The 17805-nt window shown below is 61.1% G+C and carries 13 protein-coding genes; 7 read left to right on the forward strand and 6 right to left on the reverse strand.

Going from position 1 to position 17805, the window contains the following annotated elements; all coding sequences use genetic code 11:
* Positions 1 to 14: 14 nt before the first annotated feature.
* The 6 genes from H7A86_RS10920 to H7A86_RS10945 are packed head-to-tail and all read left to right on the forward strand — an operon-like array spanning position 15 to position 8807.
* A complete protein-coding gene (locus tag H7A86_RS10920) occupies positions 15 to 1280 on the forward strand; it encodes an efflux RND transporter periplasmic adaptor subunit (protein ID WP_119131941.1) in 1266 nt (421 codons plus the stop codon).
* Positions 1277 to 2617 carry an aminotransferase-like domain-containing protein gene (locus tag H7A86_RS10925; RefSeq protein WP_119131932.1) on the forward strand — a complete coding sequence of 447 codons (1341 nt, stop codon included), beginning with the start codon at positions 1277 to 1279 and terminating at the stop codon, positions 2615 to 2617. The genes H7A86_RS10920 and H7A86_RS10925 overlap by 4 nt, the downstream gene beginning before the upstream one ends.
* A 42-nt stretch (positions 2618 to 2659) precedes the next feature.
* On the forward strand, positions 2660 to 5125 hold the full coding sequence (locus H7A86_RS10930; protein WP_180707857.1) for a penicillin acylase family protein: 2466 nt from the start codon (positions 2660 to 2662) through the stop codon (positions 5123 to 5125).
* Positions 5122 to 6849, forward strand: coding sequence for a cyclic peptide export ABC transporter (locus H7A86_RS10935; protein WP_119131930.1), 1728 nt, complete (start codon positions 5122 to 5124; stop codon positions 6847 to 6849). The genes H7A86_RS10930 and H7A86_RS10935 overlap by 4 nt, the downstream gene beginning before the upstream one ends.
* Positions 6843 to 7679 (forward strand): 4'-phosphopantetheinyl transferase family protein, encoded by an 837-nt coding sequence (locus H7A86_RS10940; protein WP_119131929.1) that lies wholly within the window; start codon positions 6843 to 6845, stop codon positions 7677 to 7679. The genes H7A86_RS10935 and H7A86_RS10940 overlap by 7 nt, the downstream gene beginning before the upstream one ends.
* Positions 7680 to 8807 carry an alpha-hydroxy acid oxidase gene (locus tag H7A86_RS10945; protein ID WP_119131928.1) on the forward strand — a complete coding sequence of 376 codons (1128 nt, stop codon included), beginning with the start codon at positions 7680 to 7682 and terminating at the stop codon, positions 8805 to 8807.
* 298 nt (positions 8808 to 9105) lie between these two features.
* On the opposite strand, the gene H7A86_RS21025 is transcribed toward H7A86_RS10945, so the two are convergent.
* From H7A86_RS21025 to H7A86_RS10965, 5 genes are all read right to left on the reverse strand, one after another.
* Positions 9106 to 9240, reverse strand: a complete 135-nt coding sequence (locus tag H7A86_RS21025; RefSeq protein WP_338063640.1) for an integrase core domain-containing protein — start codon at positions 9238 to 9240, stop codon at positions 9106 to 9108.
* A gap of 222 nt (positions 9241 to 9462) precedes the next feature.
* Positions 9463 to 9768 carry a hypothetical protein gene (locus tag H7A86_RS21030; RefSeq protein WP_232099071.1) on the reverse strand — a complete coding sequence of 102 codons (306 nt, stop codon included), beginning with the start codon at positions 9766 to 9768 and terminating at the stop codon, positions 9463 to 9465.
* A gap of 778 nt (positions 9769 to 10546) precedes the next feature.
* Entirely contained in the window at positions 10547 to 12880 is a 2334-nt protein-coding gene (locus H7A86_RS10955; protein ID WP_119131927.1) for a YecA family protein, read from the reverse strand.
* A 226-nt stretch (positions 12881 to 13106) separates the two neighbouring features.
* Positions 13107 to 13262, reverse strand: a complete 156-nt coding sequence (locus tag H7A86_RS10960; RefSeq protein WP_180707858.1) for a hypothetical protein — start codon at positions 13260 to 13262, stop codon at positions 13107 to 13109.
* A 36-nt stretch (positions 13263 to 13298) separates the two neighbouring features.
* Complete coding sequence (locus H7A86_RS10965; RefSeq protein WP_119131926.1) at positions 13299 to 15935, reverse strand: AAA family ATPase; 2637 nt, start codon at positions 15933 to 15935, stop codon at positions 13299 to 13301.
* A gap of 222 nt (positions 15936 to 16157) precedes the next feature.
* Here H7A86_RS10965 and H7A86_RS10970 point away from each other — a divergent pair, with 222 nt between their 5' ends.
* Positions 16158 to 16571, forward strand: coding sequence for a DUF7830 domain-containing protein (locus tag H7A86_RS10970; protein ID WP_147421332.1), 414 nt, complete (start codon positions 16158 to 16160; stop codon positions 16569 to 16571).
* 51 nt (positions 16572 to 16622) lie between these two features.
* Here the strand turns inward: H7A86_RS10970 and H7A86_RS10975 are convergent, their stop codons facing one another.
* Positions 16623 to 17681, reverse strand: a complete 1059-nt coding sequence (locus H7A86_RS10975; protein WP_425509719.1) for a site-specific integrase — start codon at positions 17679 to 17681, stop codon at positions 16623 to 16625.
* Positions 17682 to 17805: the final 124 nt, after the last annotated feature.

Here is a 17805-nt window from a genome sequence, read left to right on the forward strand (position 1 = left end):
CTCCGGCTATGAGCATGGCGAACAAACCCAGCAGCGGGGCGGGGATGGACCGCCGCATCGTACCCACCCGCAAGCGCCTTTGGCGGCGGGTTGGCATTGCCGTTGGGATACTGGCCTTGCTGTGGCTGGGCTGGGCACTGCTGCCGGGTGGAGTGAGAGTGGCATCGGAGGATATCCAGACTGCGACTGTGACCGACGGCGTATTCCATGATGACGTCGCCGTGCGCGCGCGGGCAGAGCCCCTGAATTCCATCGTACTGGATTCGATGGAGGAAGGCAGGGTCGAGGAGGTAGTGGCCACCGACGGTTCCATCGTCAGCAAGGGCGAGCTGCTGTTCCGCCTCTCCAATCCCATGCGGAACCTGGCGTTGCTGGAACGACAAGCTGAGATCGCGCAGCAGATTTCCAATCGCTCGACCTTACGGGAAACCCAGGAGTCGTTACGCAGTGCCTATGTGCGGCGGATAGCGGATCTCGAGTACGAACTGGACCGCGACGGCAAGCGTCTCGCCCGGTTCGAGGAGCTGGCCAGCCAGAAATACGTATCCGAGTCCGAGCTTGAGACCGCACGCGATTCGCACGCGCAACTGGCACGTCAGATCCGCCTTGAAGGCGAGCGCCACCGGGCCGAGATCGAGGTGTCGCGGCAAGCACTCACCCAGCTCGACGAAGCCATTGGCCGCATGCAGGCTGGGCTGACGCTGGTCAACAACACGCTCGACGGTCTGGCCGTGCGATCCCCCACCGACGGACGGCTGACCGGGATGAAACTGCAGGTGGGTCAGACCGTGACAATGGGCCAGCACATCGGGCGCATCGATGATCCGAACCTGTTCAAGTTGTCGACGCTGGTCGACGAGTATTACCTAAGCCGCATCAGCATAGAACAGCCCGGCGTGGTTCGCATGGAAGGGCGGGAGTACCCGGTGAAGGTCAGTGCGATCTTTCCGCAGGTCAAGGATGGCCGGTTCTCCGTGGAGCTGGTATTCGCGAGCGAGCAGCCGAAGTCGTTGCGGCCGGGGCAGGGCGTGGACCTGCGCATCACCATGGGGCAGCCGAAGAAGGCGCGCACCCTCCCCAACGGTGCGTACATGAACGACACCGGCGGCACCTGGGTGTTCGTCGTCGATGGTGGCCATGCCAGGCGGCGTGACATCCGCATCGGCCAGCGTAGTAACAATCAGGTGGAAGTTCTGGCTGGACTGGAACCAGGGGAGCGCGTGATCACCTCCAGCTATGTTCCTTTTGGTGATGCGAAGAGCCTGGCGATCAACGAATGAACCTGACCATGCGTGACGTCGACAGTGACGGCCTGAAGGTGCTGCCACGCTGTAGCCTGAGCCCGGCGCTCGGCGATCCGCAGGTGGAGGTGATGAACTTCCTGAACGAAGTGGCGCTTCGCTTTCCTTCCGCGATCTCCTTCGCGCCCGGGCGACCGCCAGAGGCCCACTTCGACGTCAAGGCGTCACTGGACTACATCGAGCGCTATCTCCAAAGCCAGGCGGGAGATGCCGAGGCGCTCGCCAGCGGCTACGCCGCGCTTGGCCAGTACGGGCGGACCAATGGCACGCTGGGTGAGCTTATCGCCCGACTGCTGTGGAACGATGAAGGCATCGCACTGACCTGCGAGGACGTCGCCGTCACCGTCGGGTGCCAGGAAGCCATGTGCCTGCTGTTGTTGGGGCTGTGCGGCCATCCCGGCGACGTTGCCCTGGTGCCGGACCCAGCCTACATCGGCATGTCCGGCGCGGCCCGTGTGCTCGGGGTGGAGACCTGCCCGGTTCCCGCACGTGGCGGCGGCCTTGATCTGGATGCGTTGGAGCATGCTGTCGTGCGGCTCTCGGCACAAGGCAAGAGACCACGCTTGATCTACCTGTCCCCGGATTTTGCGAATCCGACCGGGGAGTGCATGACGCTGGAACAACGTCGACGCCTGCTGTCGTTGTCGCGGGGACTGAACCTGCTCATCGTCGAAGATCACGCCTACAACTACTTCCAGTATGACGGCGATCGCCTGCCTGCGTTCAGGAGCCTGCCCGGAAGCGACCATGTCATCTTCGTCGGCAGCTTTTCCAAGAGCGTCTATCCGGGGGTTCGCCTCGGCTTCATTGCCAGTACGCTCCGTATCGACGCAGGTGAGGGGCGAACGACGCGCCTGGTGGACGAGCTTTCGAAGATCAAGAGCCTCCTGACCGTCAACACCTCGCCGCTCTGCCAGGCCATCATCGGCGGTTTGCTGATCACCCATGACTGCTCGCTGATGGCCTACGTGGCGCCTCGCCGCGACGCCCTGATGCGCAACCGCGACGCCATGCTGGCGTCGCTGCAGCGACACTTCCCACGCGATGCGGCGTGGTGCAACGGCATCCACTGGAATCGCCCGGCCGGGGGATTCTTCCTGAGCCTGGAGGTTCCCTTCCTTGTCAGCGACCAGGATCTGATGGTGTCGGCGCGAGACCATGGCGTGCTTTGGACGCCCATGAGTTACTTCCACCACACGATGGAGGCAGGCAATCAGATCCGCCTTTCCTTCAGCTATGCCTCCGTGCCCAGCATCGACGCCGGCATCGGTGCACTCGCGCAGATGGTCCGGTCGCGCGTGCAACACGGTATCTAGAGTGGATTTCCGTCCTGGAGTGAACGCTACACGGAGTTGAACTTGAACAGGTTTCCGCTGCTCTCCCGATTCGCTTTCACCCTGCTGCTGCCGCTCGCGCTGCTGACCATTGGAAGCTGGATCTACCTCCGATCCAGCCTCCCCCCGCAGGACGCCCGCGTTGACGTCGCGGGGCTGTCTGCCCCGGTCGACGTCCGGTTTGACCGGAGCGGCGTTCCGCACATTTCCGCGGCGACCGATCATGACGTCTTCTTTGCAATGGGATACCTGCATGCACGCGATCGGCTCTGGCAGATGGAGGTGCAGCGCCGCTTCGCCAGGGGCACCCTCAGCGAGGTGATGGGCGAAGCGACGCTGCAGCAGGATGTCATGATGCGTACGCTGGACCTCCCCTCGGCGGCCGCCACCGCGTGGCCAGCACTTGGCGGTCCGGCACAAATATCGCTGCAGGCCTACGCGGATGGTGTCAATGCCTGGCTTGCCTCGGAGCCGCGCCTGCCGCCCGAGTTCACGCTGCTGGGCGTGAAGCCCTCGCGCTGGACGGTGATCGATTCACTGGCGTGGCAGAAGGTGTTTTCCCTCCAGCTGTCAGGCAACTTCAGCCGCGAACTCGCCCGCTATGTGGCGTCCCAGTCGTTGACCCAAGCTGAGCTAGCAATTTTCTTCGAGGTCGATGATGAAGTCGAAACGGCCGGGGTGACCGTCGCCATGCCGTCTGCATCCGTGGCCGGGCTTTCCCGGCTGGGGGGGGCAATGGAACGGACACTCGGCACCGGCGGACACTTCGTCGGTAGCAATGCATGGGTCGTTTCCGGTCGCCACAGCGGCGACGGCGGCGCGACCTTGGCCAACGACCCCCACCTGGGACTGCACCTGCCGTCGGTCTGGTACGCCGTGGTGCAGAAAGGAGATCGGCTCGACACCGCGGGCATGAGCCTGGTAGGACTGCCGCTTGTTGTGTTCGGACGCAACCGGGACATCGCATGGGGCGGAACAAGCATGACCGCCGACGTGCAGGACCTGTACTTCGAGCAGACAGACCCTGCGCATCCGGAGCGGTACCGCTTCGGAGAGGAGTGGCATCAGATGCAGACGCGGGTCGAGACCGTCCAGGTGAAGGCGGAATTCCCGGCGGGGCTGCGACCGCCGCGCACGCCGGTCAAGGCGGTGGTCCGGAGCAGCCGGCACGGGCCTGTGATCAGCGACGTTCTGGGTGTCAAAACGCAGCCTACCGCCCTGCGCTGGACGGCCCTGGATCCCGGTGATACCTCCTATGACTCCATCCTGCAACTCAACTACGCCACCAACTGGAATGATTTCCGCCAGGCGCTGAGCCTTTACGTCACGCCCACGCTCAACATGCTGTTCGCGGACCGGCATGGGAACATCGGAATGCAGGGGGTTGGCCGTGTTCCCCTGCGGGCTGTTGGAAAAGGCGCGATACCCACGGCCGGATGGATGCCGGAGACCGAGTGGATGGGTTTCATTGACTTCGACGAGATGCCTCGCGAGTACAACCCGTCCCGTGGCTACATCGTCTCCGCCAACAACCGGAACACAAGAGAGGACTATCCCCACTTCATCTCCGACGACTGGGCACCGCCCGGGCGCGCGGCGCGCATCGAACAGCTGATCAGAACGCAGATCGAAACGCACGGAACGTTCGACGTCGCCGCCAGCCGCGCCATGCAGGCTGACCGGACCAGCCTGCCGGCACGGGCGATCCTGCCTCGCCTTCTCGGCGTGGCATATCCCCAGCCACGCCAGCGCGAGGCAGTTGCGCTGTTGAGGGACTGGAACGGGGAGATGAGCGATGACAGTCAGGCGGCAACCCTTTTCAGTGCGTGGATGGCTCACCTGCGCACCGAGCTGTTCTCGCGCCGGCTGCAGGCAGATTGGTTGCAGCGCGGAGACGCGCAGCACCTTGACGCCCTGATCGGTGGCGTGTCCCAAGAAGCGCTCAACAGCCTGTTGACCGTCCAGGACGGAACGTGGTGCGGCCGGACGGTGCCACCCGGGCAGCGGAGCTGTGACGACGTGCTGGCCACCGCGCTGGAGGCAGCGGTGAAGGAACTTGAGAAGCTTGCCGGCCCCGACCCGGAGGATTGGTCGTGGGGCCGCCTGCACCGGGCATACTACGCCCACACTCCCTTCAGTCAGATCAAGGCAACGCGGCCATTCTTCGAACGCAGCGGGCCAGGCGGCGGCTCGGCCGACACCATCGACGTAGCCGACAGCAGCTTCGACCCCGCAACGGGCTACCGGCAGACATTTGGCGCGACATTCCGGCAGATCATCCACTTCGGCAGCGGCCAGGATACGCATCTTCTGATCAACTCCAGTGGCCAATCCGGGCATCCGCTCAGCCGGCACTATGCGGACATGAACCAGCAGTTCTCGGCCGGGCAGTATCTGTCCGTCCGGGCCGGCACGCCGGTGTCTCCTGCCTCGACAATCACCCTGGTGCCGGTGAATGCGGCACACCCTGACAGTCAGAGTGGCCCATGAATCTGTTGACCGAGTTCAGTCGGAGTGCGCCCAACAAGGCCTATATCGGCATCGTGATGGGAGGCCTGGCGGGCATCTGCTATGCGTTCCTGATTCCGCTGGTGTCGCTGGCGCTTGCAGGTGACGGCGCGGGGTCGTCGGAGCACACCTATGAGTTCCTGTCGTTTGAAATCCTCGAGCCCGGGTTCGCGGCCCTGTTCTTCGCGCTGTGCGCGGTGATCTTCATTTCACGTTTCCTTTCCAGGATGACGCTGCTGTGGGTGTCCATCGACCTCACAGCGAATCTGCGCATCCGCATGTGCAGGCTGGTCCTGCGTGCACCGGTCACGGAACTGGAGTCGATCGGTCCTTCGCGTCTGACCGTCGTGCTCACGGAGGACGTCAATCGCATCGTGAATGGTGCGGAGGTGCTGCCAGGGCTGCTGACCGGCGTGGTGAGCCTGGTCGGGCTGTTCGGATTCCTGCTGTACCTCAATCCACCGGTGTTTCGCCTGGTGATGATGACCATCGTGTTCGGCATCATCACGTACCAGGTCCCGATGTACTTTGGAATGCGGATGTTCGAACGGGCGCGAAACGTGTACGACGACCTGCAGGAGTCGCTGCGCGGTGTCATCCACGGCGCGCGCGACCTCAAGAGCGATGACGTCAAGCGGGCCAATTACTTCAGCCGGGTGCTCGAGCGCCGCCAGTCCGCTCTGGCTCGCACCAACAAGCGGGCCTACGCGATCTGTGTGGGTGCGGAAACCTACGGCGACATGCTCAGCCTCCTGGTGATCGGCGTGGTGGCCTTCGTCATCGCGAACTATTACGCGCTCGCGCGCGAGGATGTCATCAGCATCGTCATGGTGCTGCTGTACGTTTCCGGCCCGATCGGCGCGATCCTGGCCGCATTGCCGCAGATCGTCATGGCGCGCACCTCGTTGAACAATGTAAACCGGCTGTTCGCGCAGATGAACGCAGAGCCGGAGCCGGCAACTCGTCCCGCCATCCTGCCGTGGAACACGCTGCAGCTGTCCGCAGTTGAATTCGGGCATCGCCGAAGCGCGCAGCACGACGGCTTCCTGATCGGTCCTCTCGATATCGTCATCCGCAGAGGAGAGATCACTTTCATTGTTGGCGGAAATGGTTCCGGAAAGTCGACGCTCGCCAAGCTGGTCTCAATGCACTATGGACCATCATCAGGCTCGATCAGCACGGACAGCCAACTGCTGACGGAGGACCTGCGGGCGGCGTTCAGGCAGGAAATCACCGCCATTTTCTCGGACTACTACCTGTTCGACCGACTGCTGGGCCCTGAGGGCAGCGCTTCCGACGAAGAAGCGGTTGGTCACTTGGCGCGGTTGGGGTTGACCGACAAAGTCGCTGTGGTCGACGGCGTATTTTCGACCCTGCGGCTGTCCGATGGTCAGCGTCGACGCATCGCGTTGATGGTCGCGCTGATCGACGACAAGCCGCTTGTCGTCTTCGACGAGTGGGCTGCCGATCAGGATCCGACGTTCAAGAATGTCTTCTATCACGAGGTTCTTCCTGAACTGAAGGCCCGTGGAAAGGCGGTGGTGGTGATCAGCCACGATGATCGCTACTTCGATGCGGCCGACCAGCAGATCACGATGGAGCAGGGAAAAATCCGTGATGTCTGGCAGCGCAGCCATACCCAGGGCACCCCCTCGCTGCGGCGCGTCGAAGACGCACGGACGGCCATAGGCGACCCGACATGCTGATCGACCCAGGCTCATCGCTGGTGCGGGGAGGTGCCAGCGACCGGATGTCCCTTCGCCGGGGGCTGGAGGACGGCGAGGTGCACGTGTGGACGACGGGCACCCACGATCTGGAACGGGGCATCCTGCGCGATCGCGCGTCCGCGCTCCTGTCCACGGAGGAGCAGGCCCGAAGCCACCGTTTTCATTTCGATGCGGACCGCGACCTTTACCTGCTCAGTCGGGCTCTGCTCCGGGGGGCGCTCAGCCTGTACGAAGAAGTGGCACCGGTGGCGTGGTGCTTTTCGTTCGGTGAGTACGGAAAGCCCTTCCTCAAGGCCAACGGCGACAGGACGAAGCCACTCAGCTTCAATCTTTCGCACGCCCACGGCATGGCGGCGCTGGTGGTCGCGCGGGACCGTGACGTCGGCATCGATGTCGAGTTCACTTCGTCCGCTCCGCCGTTCTGCAGCATGGAGGTCTGCTTCGCGCAGGACGAGATCCAGGAATTGGAGCGTCGCGTCGGTCGGTCGCGCGAGGCGCGGTTCTGGGCGCTCTGGACCCTGCGTGAAAGCTACATCAAGGCAACGGGTATGGGGTTCTCTGCACCGATGAAAACATTTTCGATGATCATCCAGGACGACGACAGCGTGGCTTTGATTCACAACGGGCAGGCAGCGCGCTGCGGCTGCTGGGAGTTTGCCCAGTGGACCGCCTCGGACCAGCATTTGTTGGCCGTGTGTGCCCGCCGCCTGGCGGCGGTACCGCTGAGGGTGCGGACGTTTGACGTGCACCCCCTGCTGCTGGACGATGCCGACCTGGGCGGTGCGGCATCCATCACCGGAGCGCCCTGAATGAAGACGGGATCGCATCTGCATGGCTTTGCCGACTTTCGCGAACAGGCCCGGCGGTCGCTACCGGTCCGGGTATTCGATTTCATCGATGGCGGTGCCGGCGATGAGGCGGGAATGGCACGCAATCGCATGTCATACCGTGATCGCACGCTGACACCCCGGGTCGGCGTGGATGTGCGCGATGTCTCCCTCGCCTGCGCATTTCCTTGGGGTCGCGCGGCGGCGCCGTTTGGCATCGCCCCCGTGGGGTTGACCGGCTTGATTCATCCGCAGGCTGACAGGATGCTGGCGACAGCAGCGGCCCGCGCCAACATTCCCTATATTGTGAGCGCCTGCGCGAATACGTCCATTGAGGACATCGCCCATGCCTCGGGAAGAGCCCCCTGGTTCCAGTTCTACATGCCCAGCTCCGGGCGGTGGGAACCCCTGATCCGGCGGGTGCAGGAGGCGGGGTGTCCCACACTTGTACTTACCCTGGATGCAGCTGCGCCGGGGAGGCGGCTACGCGATCTCCGCAATGGACTTTCCCTGCCATTGCGTACCGGCCTGCGCGACCTGCTCCGTAATCCACGTTGGCTGCACGATCAGAAGAGGGGGCCGCCACTTGGGTTTCCCAACCTTCCAGGGGCGGAATCGCTGTCCAGGGGCACATCGTTCAGTGAGCTGATGGCGAGCCAGACCGGAGGGGCGATGAGCTGGGCGGACATCGCGCGGATTCGTGCAGCATGGCCGAATACACTGATGGTGAAGGGCGTCATGGACGTGCGTGACGCCGAGCAGGCGCTGGCCTTGGGGGTCGATGCCATTGTGGTCTCCAATCATGGCGGCCGTCAGCTTGACTGCTCGCCTGCGCCACTGCATGCCGTGGAAGGAATGGTTCAGGCAGGCGTTCGGCCGGAGGCATTGCTGGTGGACTCCGGGGTTCGATCGGGCGAGGACATAGTCAAGGCGCTGCATGCGGGTGCAGGCATGGTCCTGCTTGGCCGTGCGTTTCTGTTCGCGCTCGCCGCCGAAGGCCCGCAGGGCGTGGAGCGCCTGATCCAGCAGTTGCTGGCGGAGACGCGCACCTGCATGCGCCTGGTGGGCACTGCCCGCATTGAAGATATCCACAAGACCTTGGGGAGCTAGAGGCCCATCTCGCCCCGTGGAGACCTTGTTGGTTCAATGCGTTGCGGTGGGGGTGTACGTTCCGAAGCGGATCCGAACGGTGCCGTCCAGGAGATCAACCACGCCGATTTCGCTCGGCCCGCATGTTGCGCCACAGCCCACGTTTGCGCTGAGTTTATTCGCGCACGATGTGATGAACATCGTGCCGTTCTGCGGGCTCATGACACGCGAGCCGCAGTGATGCGATTGCAAATATGCGCCTCGTTCTTCAGGCCAGCTGTAATGCAATGACCTGTCGGTCCATGCTCAGGTCATGCGGTTAGCGGACGACATAGTCCGCATCAGGGGTCATCTTCCTCAGCGCCTGACGCGGGCGTTGTTGGTTGTGGAAGGCGATCCAGTCAGCAACCACCCGTGTGGCATGTACTTGGCTCTCAAAGCGCTGCAGGTGCACACACTGCTCTTCAGTGTTCGAATGACTCGCTCCACCAACTCGTGCTGCTGCGGGCGGTGCGGCGTTCGCCCCAGCGCGCTATAGAGGGTGGTCAGTATCTGCTCCAGCGCGGCAGAGGCAGTGCTCGCTTTACCGGTTCGCAGCAGGTTCCAACCGAGCAGTTGACGCACCCGTACCGCAGCCGATCACCAGCGCCAAGCTCAGCCAGCCACCCCGGCCACCCTAGACCCGACACAGGTCAGTAGCCCAACGCTGAACCGGCCCTTGGCCACGCGAACTCTTTGCCCTGATCCGCGGGCGCTGTTTCAGCGCGCGCTTTCGCAGCCGCCAACCCTTGAGCTGGCAGATTCGCTGGACGGTGTTCTCGTTCATGCCAAGCAGCGCAGCGACCGTGCGGTAGCCAAACGAAAGCTCTGCCCCGATCATCGCCTTGATCGGCTCGGCCAGATCGGGCCCGACCTTGGCTGCATCCTTGGTCGGCTTGTAATACGCCGTGCGCCACGCTGTGCCACACCGAAACATTGGCACAGCTTGGTAATCGGAACTGACGCACCTGCGTCCTTCAGGCTCTGCTGTAGCGAGAGCAACAGCCCTCGTCCTTTCCCCGGCACGGACTCCAGCTTCTTTGTCGCCGTAGCCCTCCTGCAGATCCTTGAGCTGCGCTCGTACTGCTCGCGCACTTCCTCCGGCTTGGCCCGCAGGGCGTTCTCCATGCCACGCTCACCGTCCTCGACCCAGCTTTCGTTTTGACCTCGCTGTGCATGCGGGCAAATTCTCCGCTCCCGACGCCTGCCATAGAATCTCAAGCTGCGGCACTCAACCGGGCGCTTCGAGGCGAGCAAGAGGAGCGGCCTCGCAGTAGACTCGAAAGGCTCCGTGCAGACCAAAGGCAGATAATGTCGTGCCGTGCATTAAACGCAGCCTCGAAGCGGCCGAAAACTAGGCGTCACGCGCGGCTCAGGAACTAGCTGTTGAGAGCGACAAGACAGGCCGACTGAGCCCTGATCGAGGAAGGCGCCAGACACACCATTGCAACAGTGCTAGCATCGAGGCCATGCACGGTGCCATTAGCAGGCTCATAGACGGTGCCTGAGCGCGTGTCCGCTCCAGATCGGGAGCGGACTAAGAAGTAAGCAAGGGGATTAGGAAGCTTTATCGAGGGTAGGGAAGGGCGACTTCCGACCCAAAACTGCCCTTCAATTTCCCAAACTTCGAATTTCAGCTAGTCCGTCGAATGCCGACGCTAAAGGCCGCTCAATTAACAGAAAATTCTGAATTGGCCTCGATCAACAGTCCTGGCGCGCTCTTAACGGCCATGACACCTTTTAAATTTTGCTCCACTGCCGCACGGACACAGTTCATTCCGCCCCGGCTTTTTGGCCTTCAAGGGAGGGATGGTCATCTTTGGCTGGTTAAGATTCACCACCCGGTTGGGGTGATCCATTTGCGCAGCGTCTTCGTAAATGTGGTCGTTTTCTTCCGTTCGCACCGACGGTATGTGGACCGCGAAGTACTGCGCCCGTTGATAGGTTCCATCAGCACTGACCTCTGCCACGACGCCGATGACGTTAGAAGCCTTGACAGCCAACGCAGCTGCGCTGGCCTTGTTGTTCACCCTCGCCCAGTCAACTTGGTGGTCGTGTTGTTGAAGCCAAACGAAGAGCGGCTTGTCCCCCCCGGACAGAATAAAGTAGCGAGCGGGGTGTTTGTTCAGGGTCTGACGAAGATCGGAAAGCATCTTGGCCAGATCATTTCGGCCTTCCTCTCCCAGATCACGAATATGGCTCTCCGCAGAAAGCCATCCTCTTGCTCGGGTGGCGTCGAGCGCCCCAAGCAACTTCAGCACCTCCTCTGGGAAGTGCTGCGTTGGAAACGGCCCGCTTTCCCAGTCCTCACCTTCGAAGCTTTTGTCGATGATATCGCTCATGCCGTCCCAGACGAGCATGTCCACCTTGTCACCCTTCAACTGATCGGCAATGTCTTGATCAAAACGGTTCTTCTTCAGGTACGCTCCCAGGTGATCGAACTCATCGAATAGGTGGGCGCGCCGGATCCCCGCCACTGCCTGCCGCACTTCCATGTAGTGGGCGAACTCGCCGGGGGTGGGCAGGAAACGCTTGAGCACAAGCAGTTCGTCGATGGACAGTGAAACGAACGCATGCTTTCCAAGCAGCGGCTCAACCTGCGTTAGTTCCTTGCAGTATGTGGAAAACGGCGAGAACGACTCTACTGTCAGGCCGATTGGCACCATCACGCGGTAGTCAGCGCGGCGGACACGGCCACACTCTTCGTACTTGCCGTCCACCAGATGGTAGAAGGGCACTTCGTCCGCCGAATCTAGATAGTTGAAGAAGCGCTCACATTGCTTGTATGCCTTGAGTACTAAGTCCTGTACAGACTGAGCGTGCCGGGCGAAATCAAGCGCCGGCGATGCGATGGTGGCGGCTGCACCGGCCTTGGCTTCAACGAGGAAAAGAACGTCATCAACTAGGATGAGGGTGTCGTTTTCGGACCACTGTTTGCTTGCAGGATCCTTGTAGTAGACCTCCTGGAACACTGTGGCGCCGGGAAGCTGGGCCGCGAGAATTTCGGCGAAGGCAGCTTCGCTCATCGTCTTTTGCCGCTCTTCAAAGGTCTTCTTGTAGTCCGGCCTTCGTCGAAGGAGATTGAAAAGAAGCGCACGATATCCCGCATCTCGGGTGAAGCACGGGTCGATGGCGTAGTAGTCCGATCCAAGCTGGATTAGGGGTTTCTTCCGGGCAGGTAGTGTCCGGTAGGGTGTTCCCGCAAAATCGCCCGCCGCGAAGAATTCGGTTTCTTCTCCGCGCCGGTATGCCAAGTCCGTCAATAGCGTCGGCGGTAGCTTGGTGTGACGGCTCACGTTGGCGATGCCGCCCCGAAACATGTCATCCATCGCCCGGCCGGCGGCTTTCGATTGTTCCGCATTTTCCGCCACCCATGCCTCCATAATGTCCTCCAGAGGTTTGTTCTGTGCCGTGGCGAAAGCTTGAGCCGCCTCAAACTGCGCCATCATCTCCATTATTGCGCCGGCTTGCCCGGAACGCGTTGCGTCAGCCATCGCTTGGAAGCCTGCCGCGATATCGGTGGCATCGACGCCGTACGTTTCTTGCAGGACATCATTGTGTGGTGCCAGAACGTAGCTGTAGAACTCGCCCTCCAAGACTTGGTAGCGGTTCCCGCGCAGCATGACCCAAGTGGATTTCGCGCGGAATTCCATGTCGGCCGTATTGGGACCGAAGACACCATCTTTGGTATCGGCGGAAGAGACCATGGCGAAAAACATGGCCTGCTGCCGCAGTTTTCGGCCAAGTTCAAACAGCTCTGCGCACTTGGCTTCGTCGAATGTCACGTCCGCAGGAGCGGCTTCCGCCGCGAGAACTGCGTGCACGTACTCCAGCAGGAACTGATTTTCGTTAATCAGATCATCCGGGCCCTCGGCTTTATGTTGCTCTTGAGTAACGCTTTGGTCTGCTATCGACTTCATCATGTGCTGGGCGTAGATATAGCCGAGCAGATCATGCGGAGGCATGGCGACGATCAGCTCGCGCATGCGGGCGGCGATAGCTTCCATGTCCTTCAACAAGGAAGCGGCAGCGTCTTTTCGTTCTTTTTCGCTCATAACTACCTACGTCTGATATCGCTAAATCCTAATTCATGCAGAATCTCCCCAACTGACGTAGCGACCGCATTAGCTCGGCCGACCCAGAGGCCGCTATCCGATGGGGATCAACTTCCGCTTCTGCCTGAGAGCAGATGTTGGTGAGACAGAGGGTTAGGAAGATTCATCGAGGGTGGGGAAGGGCAAACTTCCGCCTTTGGATTCAACTGATCGACGCAACAGCTTTCTAATACCATTCCGCCGGTGTTTCGTAGCCTAACGTCTTCCAGGTCCTTAGTTGGGTTTCCGTCTTGCCCGATCCGGCCACTGCCGAGACGACCGCATGCCCCTCGCCGTGCTCGATGACCTTGATCTGTTCTGGGGTGTAGGTGAGTTCTGCCATTCGGCACATGAACCTCAATGTTGTGAAGTTGGGCAGTCAGGCCTTGCGAAGTGCATTCCGCTTCTCTCGATGCGGCTTAAGAGTCGTGATATCGAACTCTGAGTTGCGTTTCTTACATCCTTCGAACACTGGCCGAATAGCCTTAAGCTTCGCTACAAGTTCGGACGGATGGGGAATTTCCTGCTGACTGTCTGATGGCGTGTCGTGTGCGGCGATAACGCCACTGCACTCATCATGAAGATCCACAATTGCCTTCCAGTCTTCCAAAGAAAAGCCAACGATGGCGCCGACGTTCTCGATTTTGACCTGATCGGCAAACGGGTGAACCGTGTCAAACAAAACAATCTCACGGATGCCGCGCTCAAGAGCGCCGCGCAGCATTGCGTAAAGACTCCTTACCTGACGGCTTTCCGCATCGTTGAGCTGATCATTGCAGTTCGCCGCCAGATGGGACGATTCCTTCTGAATGCGATCTAGTTGTGAGAAGAACTTGTCGTTCTCCCAAGCAAGGCCGTCAATGACCGCTCCTGGCCTTTGATCCGCCCACTCTACTGTTTTAAGTGTTGGCTCTAGTCCCTGACTGTTTGCGGCCATCCGTAGTTCTGTGAGGAACACGGCGTCATGTGTGAATACGATAACCTGCCGTTCTTTGGCCAGCGCTATCAATCGTCTGGCCATCCTTTTGCGGAAGCGATGATCCAGGGAGGTGGAGGGATCATCAAATACCAATGTGGACTTGTCGGCCCGAAGTTGCACTTCGGCCAAGAACATGGCCAGTCCCATCGCCCTTTGTTCGCCCTCTGACAGAATGGTTCCAGGGGGCGAGTTGACGTTCTCCAGCGTCAGTGTGATCAAGTTTTCGCCATATGATGTTCGAGACTTGATGGATGGCTTCTGTGTTCTGGCCCCGAGTGATCCAAGCTCCATCTGAATGGCTTTAAGCAGCTCATTTGTGATGTGCTGCTGGGACATCCTGGTGATTCGGACCGATAATGCCTTGGTTTGGAGTTGGTCCTCCAGCGATTTCAATTGCTTGGCCTTGCGTGCATCCAGAACATACTGCTCGACCAATGGTAGAACCGTCGCCAAACCTCGCTTCGCCGCCAGGAACGCCTTCTCATTTGCAAGCGTCTGGATCCGTGATTGATCTCTAGCAGCGCGCAACTCAGCGGCCTTGTTTCGGCAGGCAGTCGCTTTCTCGGCCAGGGCAGCAGACAAGGTGGGCTGCGGGGCAGGTGTAGGTCGTGGGCAACTCCAGTTGCCTGTCGCGTATGCCTGCGCGGTCCACTCTTGCCTTGCAGACCACGCCTTCTGATGGACTTTCACGATGCTGGCAGTGGTGGCATCAAGCTCCCTCAGATCGCCAAGGGTTGCTTCATCGACGACATCGGTGCTGCCTTGTGCAACTCTCTGGGCTGCATTGGACAGCGCTGTGTTGGCGGTATTGAGTGCGGTTGCTGCTTCGCTCGCAACATAGGTGCGGAAGCGTTCCAGCCGCTCTCTAGCGCTTTGAGCAAGTGGTTGCTGGCACAGAACACAACGCGCGCCTTCGTCAGTTGAAGGGTGGTGCTCGGCGTGGGGATAGACCTGCGCCGAGAACGCTTCAGCAGCCCTGAAAAGGGTCTTCCAGGTGTCGCTACCCGTGCCCGCAAGCTCCTCGCCATCTTCACCCCGGAGCAGGGCCTGAGCTACCCGATCTGCCTCAACAGCCTCGAGAACCGCAGTATGTAGCTCATGGAGCCTGTCCACGGCCCGGTCAGAGGAAACGTTCTCAATATTCCGGCATTTAGTGGCTGCTTGGTCCAGGCGTGTGGCCAAGCCATCCTTTGCTCTAGCCTGGGGCTCAAGATCTAGGTTAGCTAGCAACTGATCGATTTCAATGATGCGGTCTTCGTGTTCCTGGTTGAACACGCCTAGTTGCCGGATCTGGTCAAGATCAGTGTCGGCAGATAGGGTTTCAATGATCTGACCGACAGGGTGCGCACCCTTGAGGCTTTCGAACGGGGAAGCATTCAAGCGTATTGCTTCCCGCTCCTGCTTGATGCTCGACTGCAGCCGCGTCAATCCCTGGGTAAGCTCCCCCAACTGTGGGAGTCCGTAGGGCTGGTAGTCGCAGGCCCCTTCAGCGGTGATGTAGTCCTCGCTGCAATGGCTGTCGTATACAGCGACCATTGCCAGACGGCGGTCGGCGTCTCGCCCTTCCTGCCACTCATAGAGCCGCGGGTTCCCTTGCTCATCCAGCGCCACGATCGTGGCGCTGGGCGTGCCAGGAGTATCGGCATAAGCGTCGGGCAGGACAGGGGATGAGCGGCGGGCCCGACAGGCACGCTTCAAGACCCGGGAATAGCCAGACTTGCCTGCGCCATTGGTCCCGAACACGATGTTCAGACCGTCGGGATTGAATTGCATTCCGCTGGCTGGGGCGAACCGGTTAACGTGCTGGAGATCTTTCAATTCCAGCAGCACGGTCGTCTGACCATCTCCCAGCGTCGGGATATGGGATGCGTCCAACGGGACCGGACTGGGAGCGCCTTCGGCGTGCTCCAGCATGGCCCTGATCTCGACTAGGTCCCTCTCTCCAAGGGCGCCGACCGCGAAGATTCGTCGCAGGGCGTCGCTTTGCCAAGCCGGCCAACCGGCCGACATGTCCAATAGTTCTTCCAGAAGTCCCATGGCAATCAGTGCATAGGCCCGGAATCGAGCCCCCTCAGGTCAGACTAGCCAGGATCGGCCGGAATTTCATCGTCCTGGCCCGTTTCGCAGCCAATGAGAACGAAACTGCCTACCTTGTCCAATCATGACGCCATCTCTCCTGCATCCCAACGCCTCGATCACCGACCTGCTGGAGGATGAGACCGGCAATCCCTTGATGCCAGAGAAGTGCTGCAGGACAGCATGACCGAGGTCTTGCGCTTGAAGTATCGGCTGCAACGGGCGCTGAAGACTGGCCAAGGGCGCTATCTATGTGAACTGTGCGGGGTTGCGGTTTACCTGGTTGCGATGCCCGACACAGCGAGTTTCGTTTTCCGGCATCTGCATGAGGATGGCAGTTGCCGCCAGATCACCAAGAGCAAGCTCACCACGGCCCAGATCAACGCCTATCGCTACGAAAGGCAACGGGAGAGCGTTCGCCACAAGCGCATCAAGCAACTGGTGGACGAGAGCATTCAGTGCGATCCGAGGTTCACCCAGCCGTGGTCGAGGGTACCTGAAAGGGTCGAGATGGGGAGAGGCGGAGGCCGGATGTCAGGTCCCGCTTCTGCAATGCCTTGGACATCGCCTTTGAGGTCCAGGCCCGCCTCCTTATGACGCCGCAAGTCCTCTTAGTAGGCGCGCTCCAACCATGCTGCAAAGAGTTTGCTATTTCAACAGCCGTGCCGCGGGACTGTCCTCTGCCGCACCTGTTTGAAAGTACCCGATCACACTCGCCACCGAGCGATGCTCAGTCATCGCCATGACAGCGGGCAGCGGCACGCCCTGCTTACCGGCTTCGGTAACAAACCCCGACCGCAAGCTGTGAGCCCCGAAGTCGCCCTCCAACCCTGCCAATCGGGCGCGGCGCTTCACGATCGCGGCCACGGACCCCGGGAGTAGGGCAGGGCCAACCCGCCCCTTCCAGATCCGCCGGAAGATCGCCCCTTCGTCTATTCCAGCGGCTTCGAGCCAAGCCGCCAATGCCTCGGCGCTGCGCCCCAGGATCGGCTTGTCCGGCGTGGAATCCACCGTTACCCCGGCCTGCTGGGTCTTCGAGAACTCCAGCCGGTAGATGTAGCCGTCCTCGCCGACCTTGCGCAGGTCGCGCATATTCGCGGCCGCGATCTCGCTGCGCCGGCGCCCACCGCTGGCGAACCCGAAGCAGAGCAGGGCACGGTCTCGCAGACCTTCCAGCGTGTCGTCGCAGGTCGCCAGCATCGCCTCCAGTTCGGCACGGGTGATGGCGGTCTTCTTGGTCGGGCGCTCGCCGCGCTTCACCGCCGCGCGCCTGGCCCGGCTCAATAACGTACGCACGCTGGGCAGCTCACACGGGTTGGCCAAGCGCTTGAGCTTGTGCGCCGTGGATAGCACCGCCACGCGCTGGACCACGGTCGATAGCTTCAGCGGCCCGGGCTTGGCCTTGAGTCCGGCCGCCACCAGCGCCTGATCTAACGGCGGTGGCAGTTCGCTGACCAGGCCGGTTTTGTTCTTGCGCTGGATATGGTCGACAAGGAACTGGATCACCACGGCCTCGCTGACCGGCAAGGTCAGGTCGACGCCGTAACGGCCTTGGTGCCAGCCGGCCCAGTAGCGCAGGGCGGTGGCGTAGCTGCGGGAGGTGTTGGCGGCGGCCGCTTCGGCGAGCAGCTCGCGCACGGCGTCGGCGGCTTGCTGGGCCAGCTGCTCCGGCAGGACGAGGTGGTGGGCGGCCGTCACGGCGCTCATCGGTAAAGTGTTATTACGTTTCATACTATGTAATGTATGTTATGAAATAGAGCGTGTACTAATGATAATCATCACTTATCGCGAGTACGTCAACTGCAGGGCAGGGTGCCAATCAGGGAGGCAC

The organism is Xanthomonas euroxanthea, from assembly GCF_903989455.1.
Classification (GTDB): domain Bacteria; phylum Pseudomonadota; class Gammaproteobacteria; order Xanthomonadales; family Xanthomonadaceae; genus Xanthomonas; species Xanthomonas euroxanthea.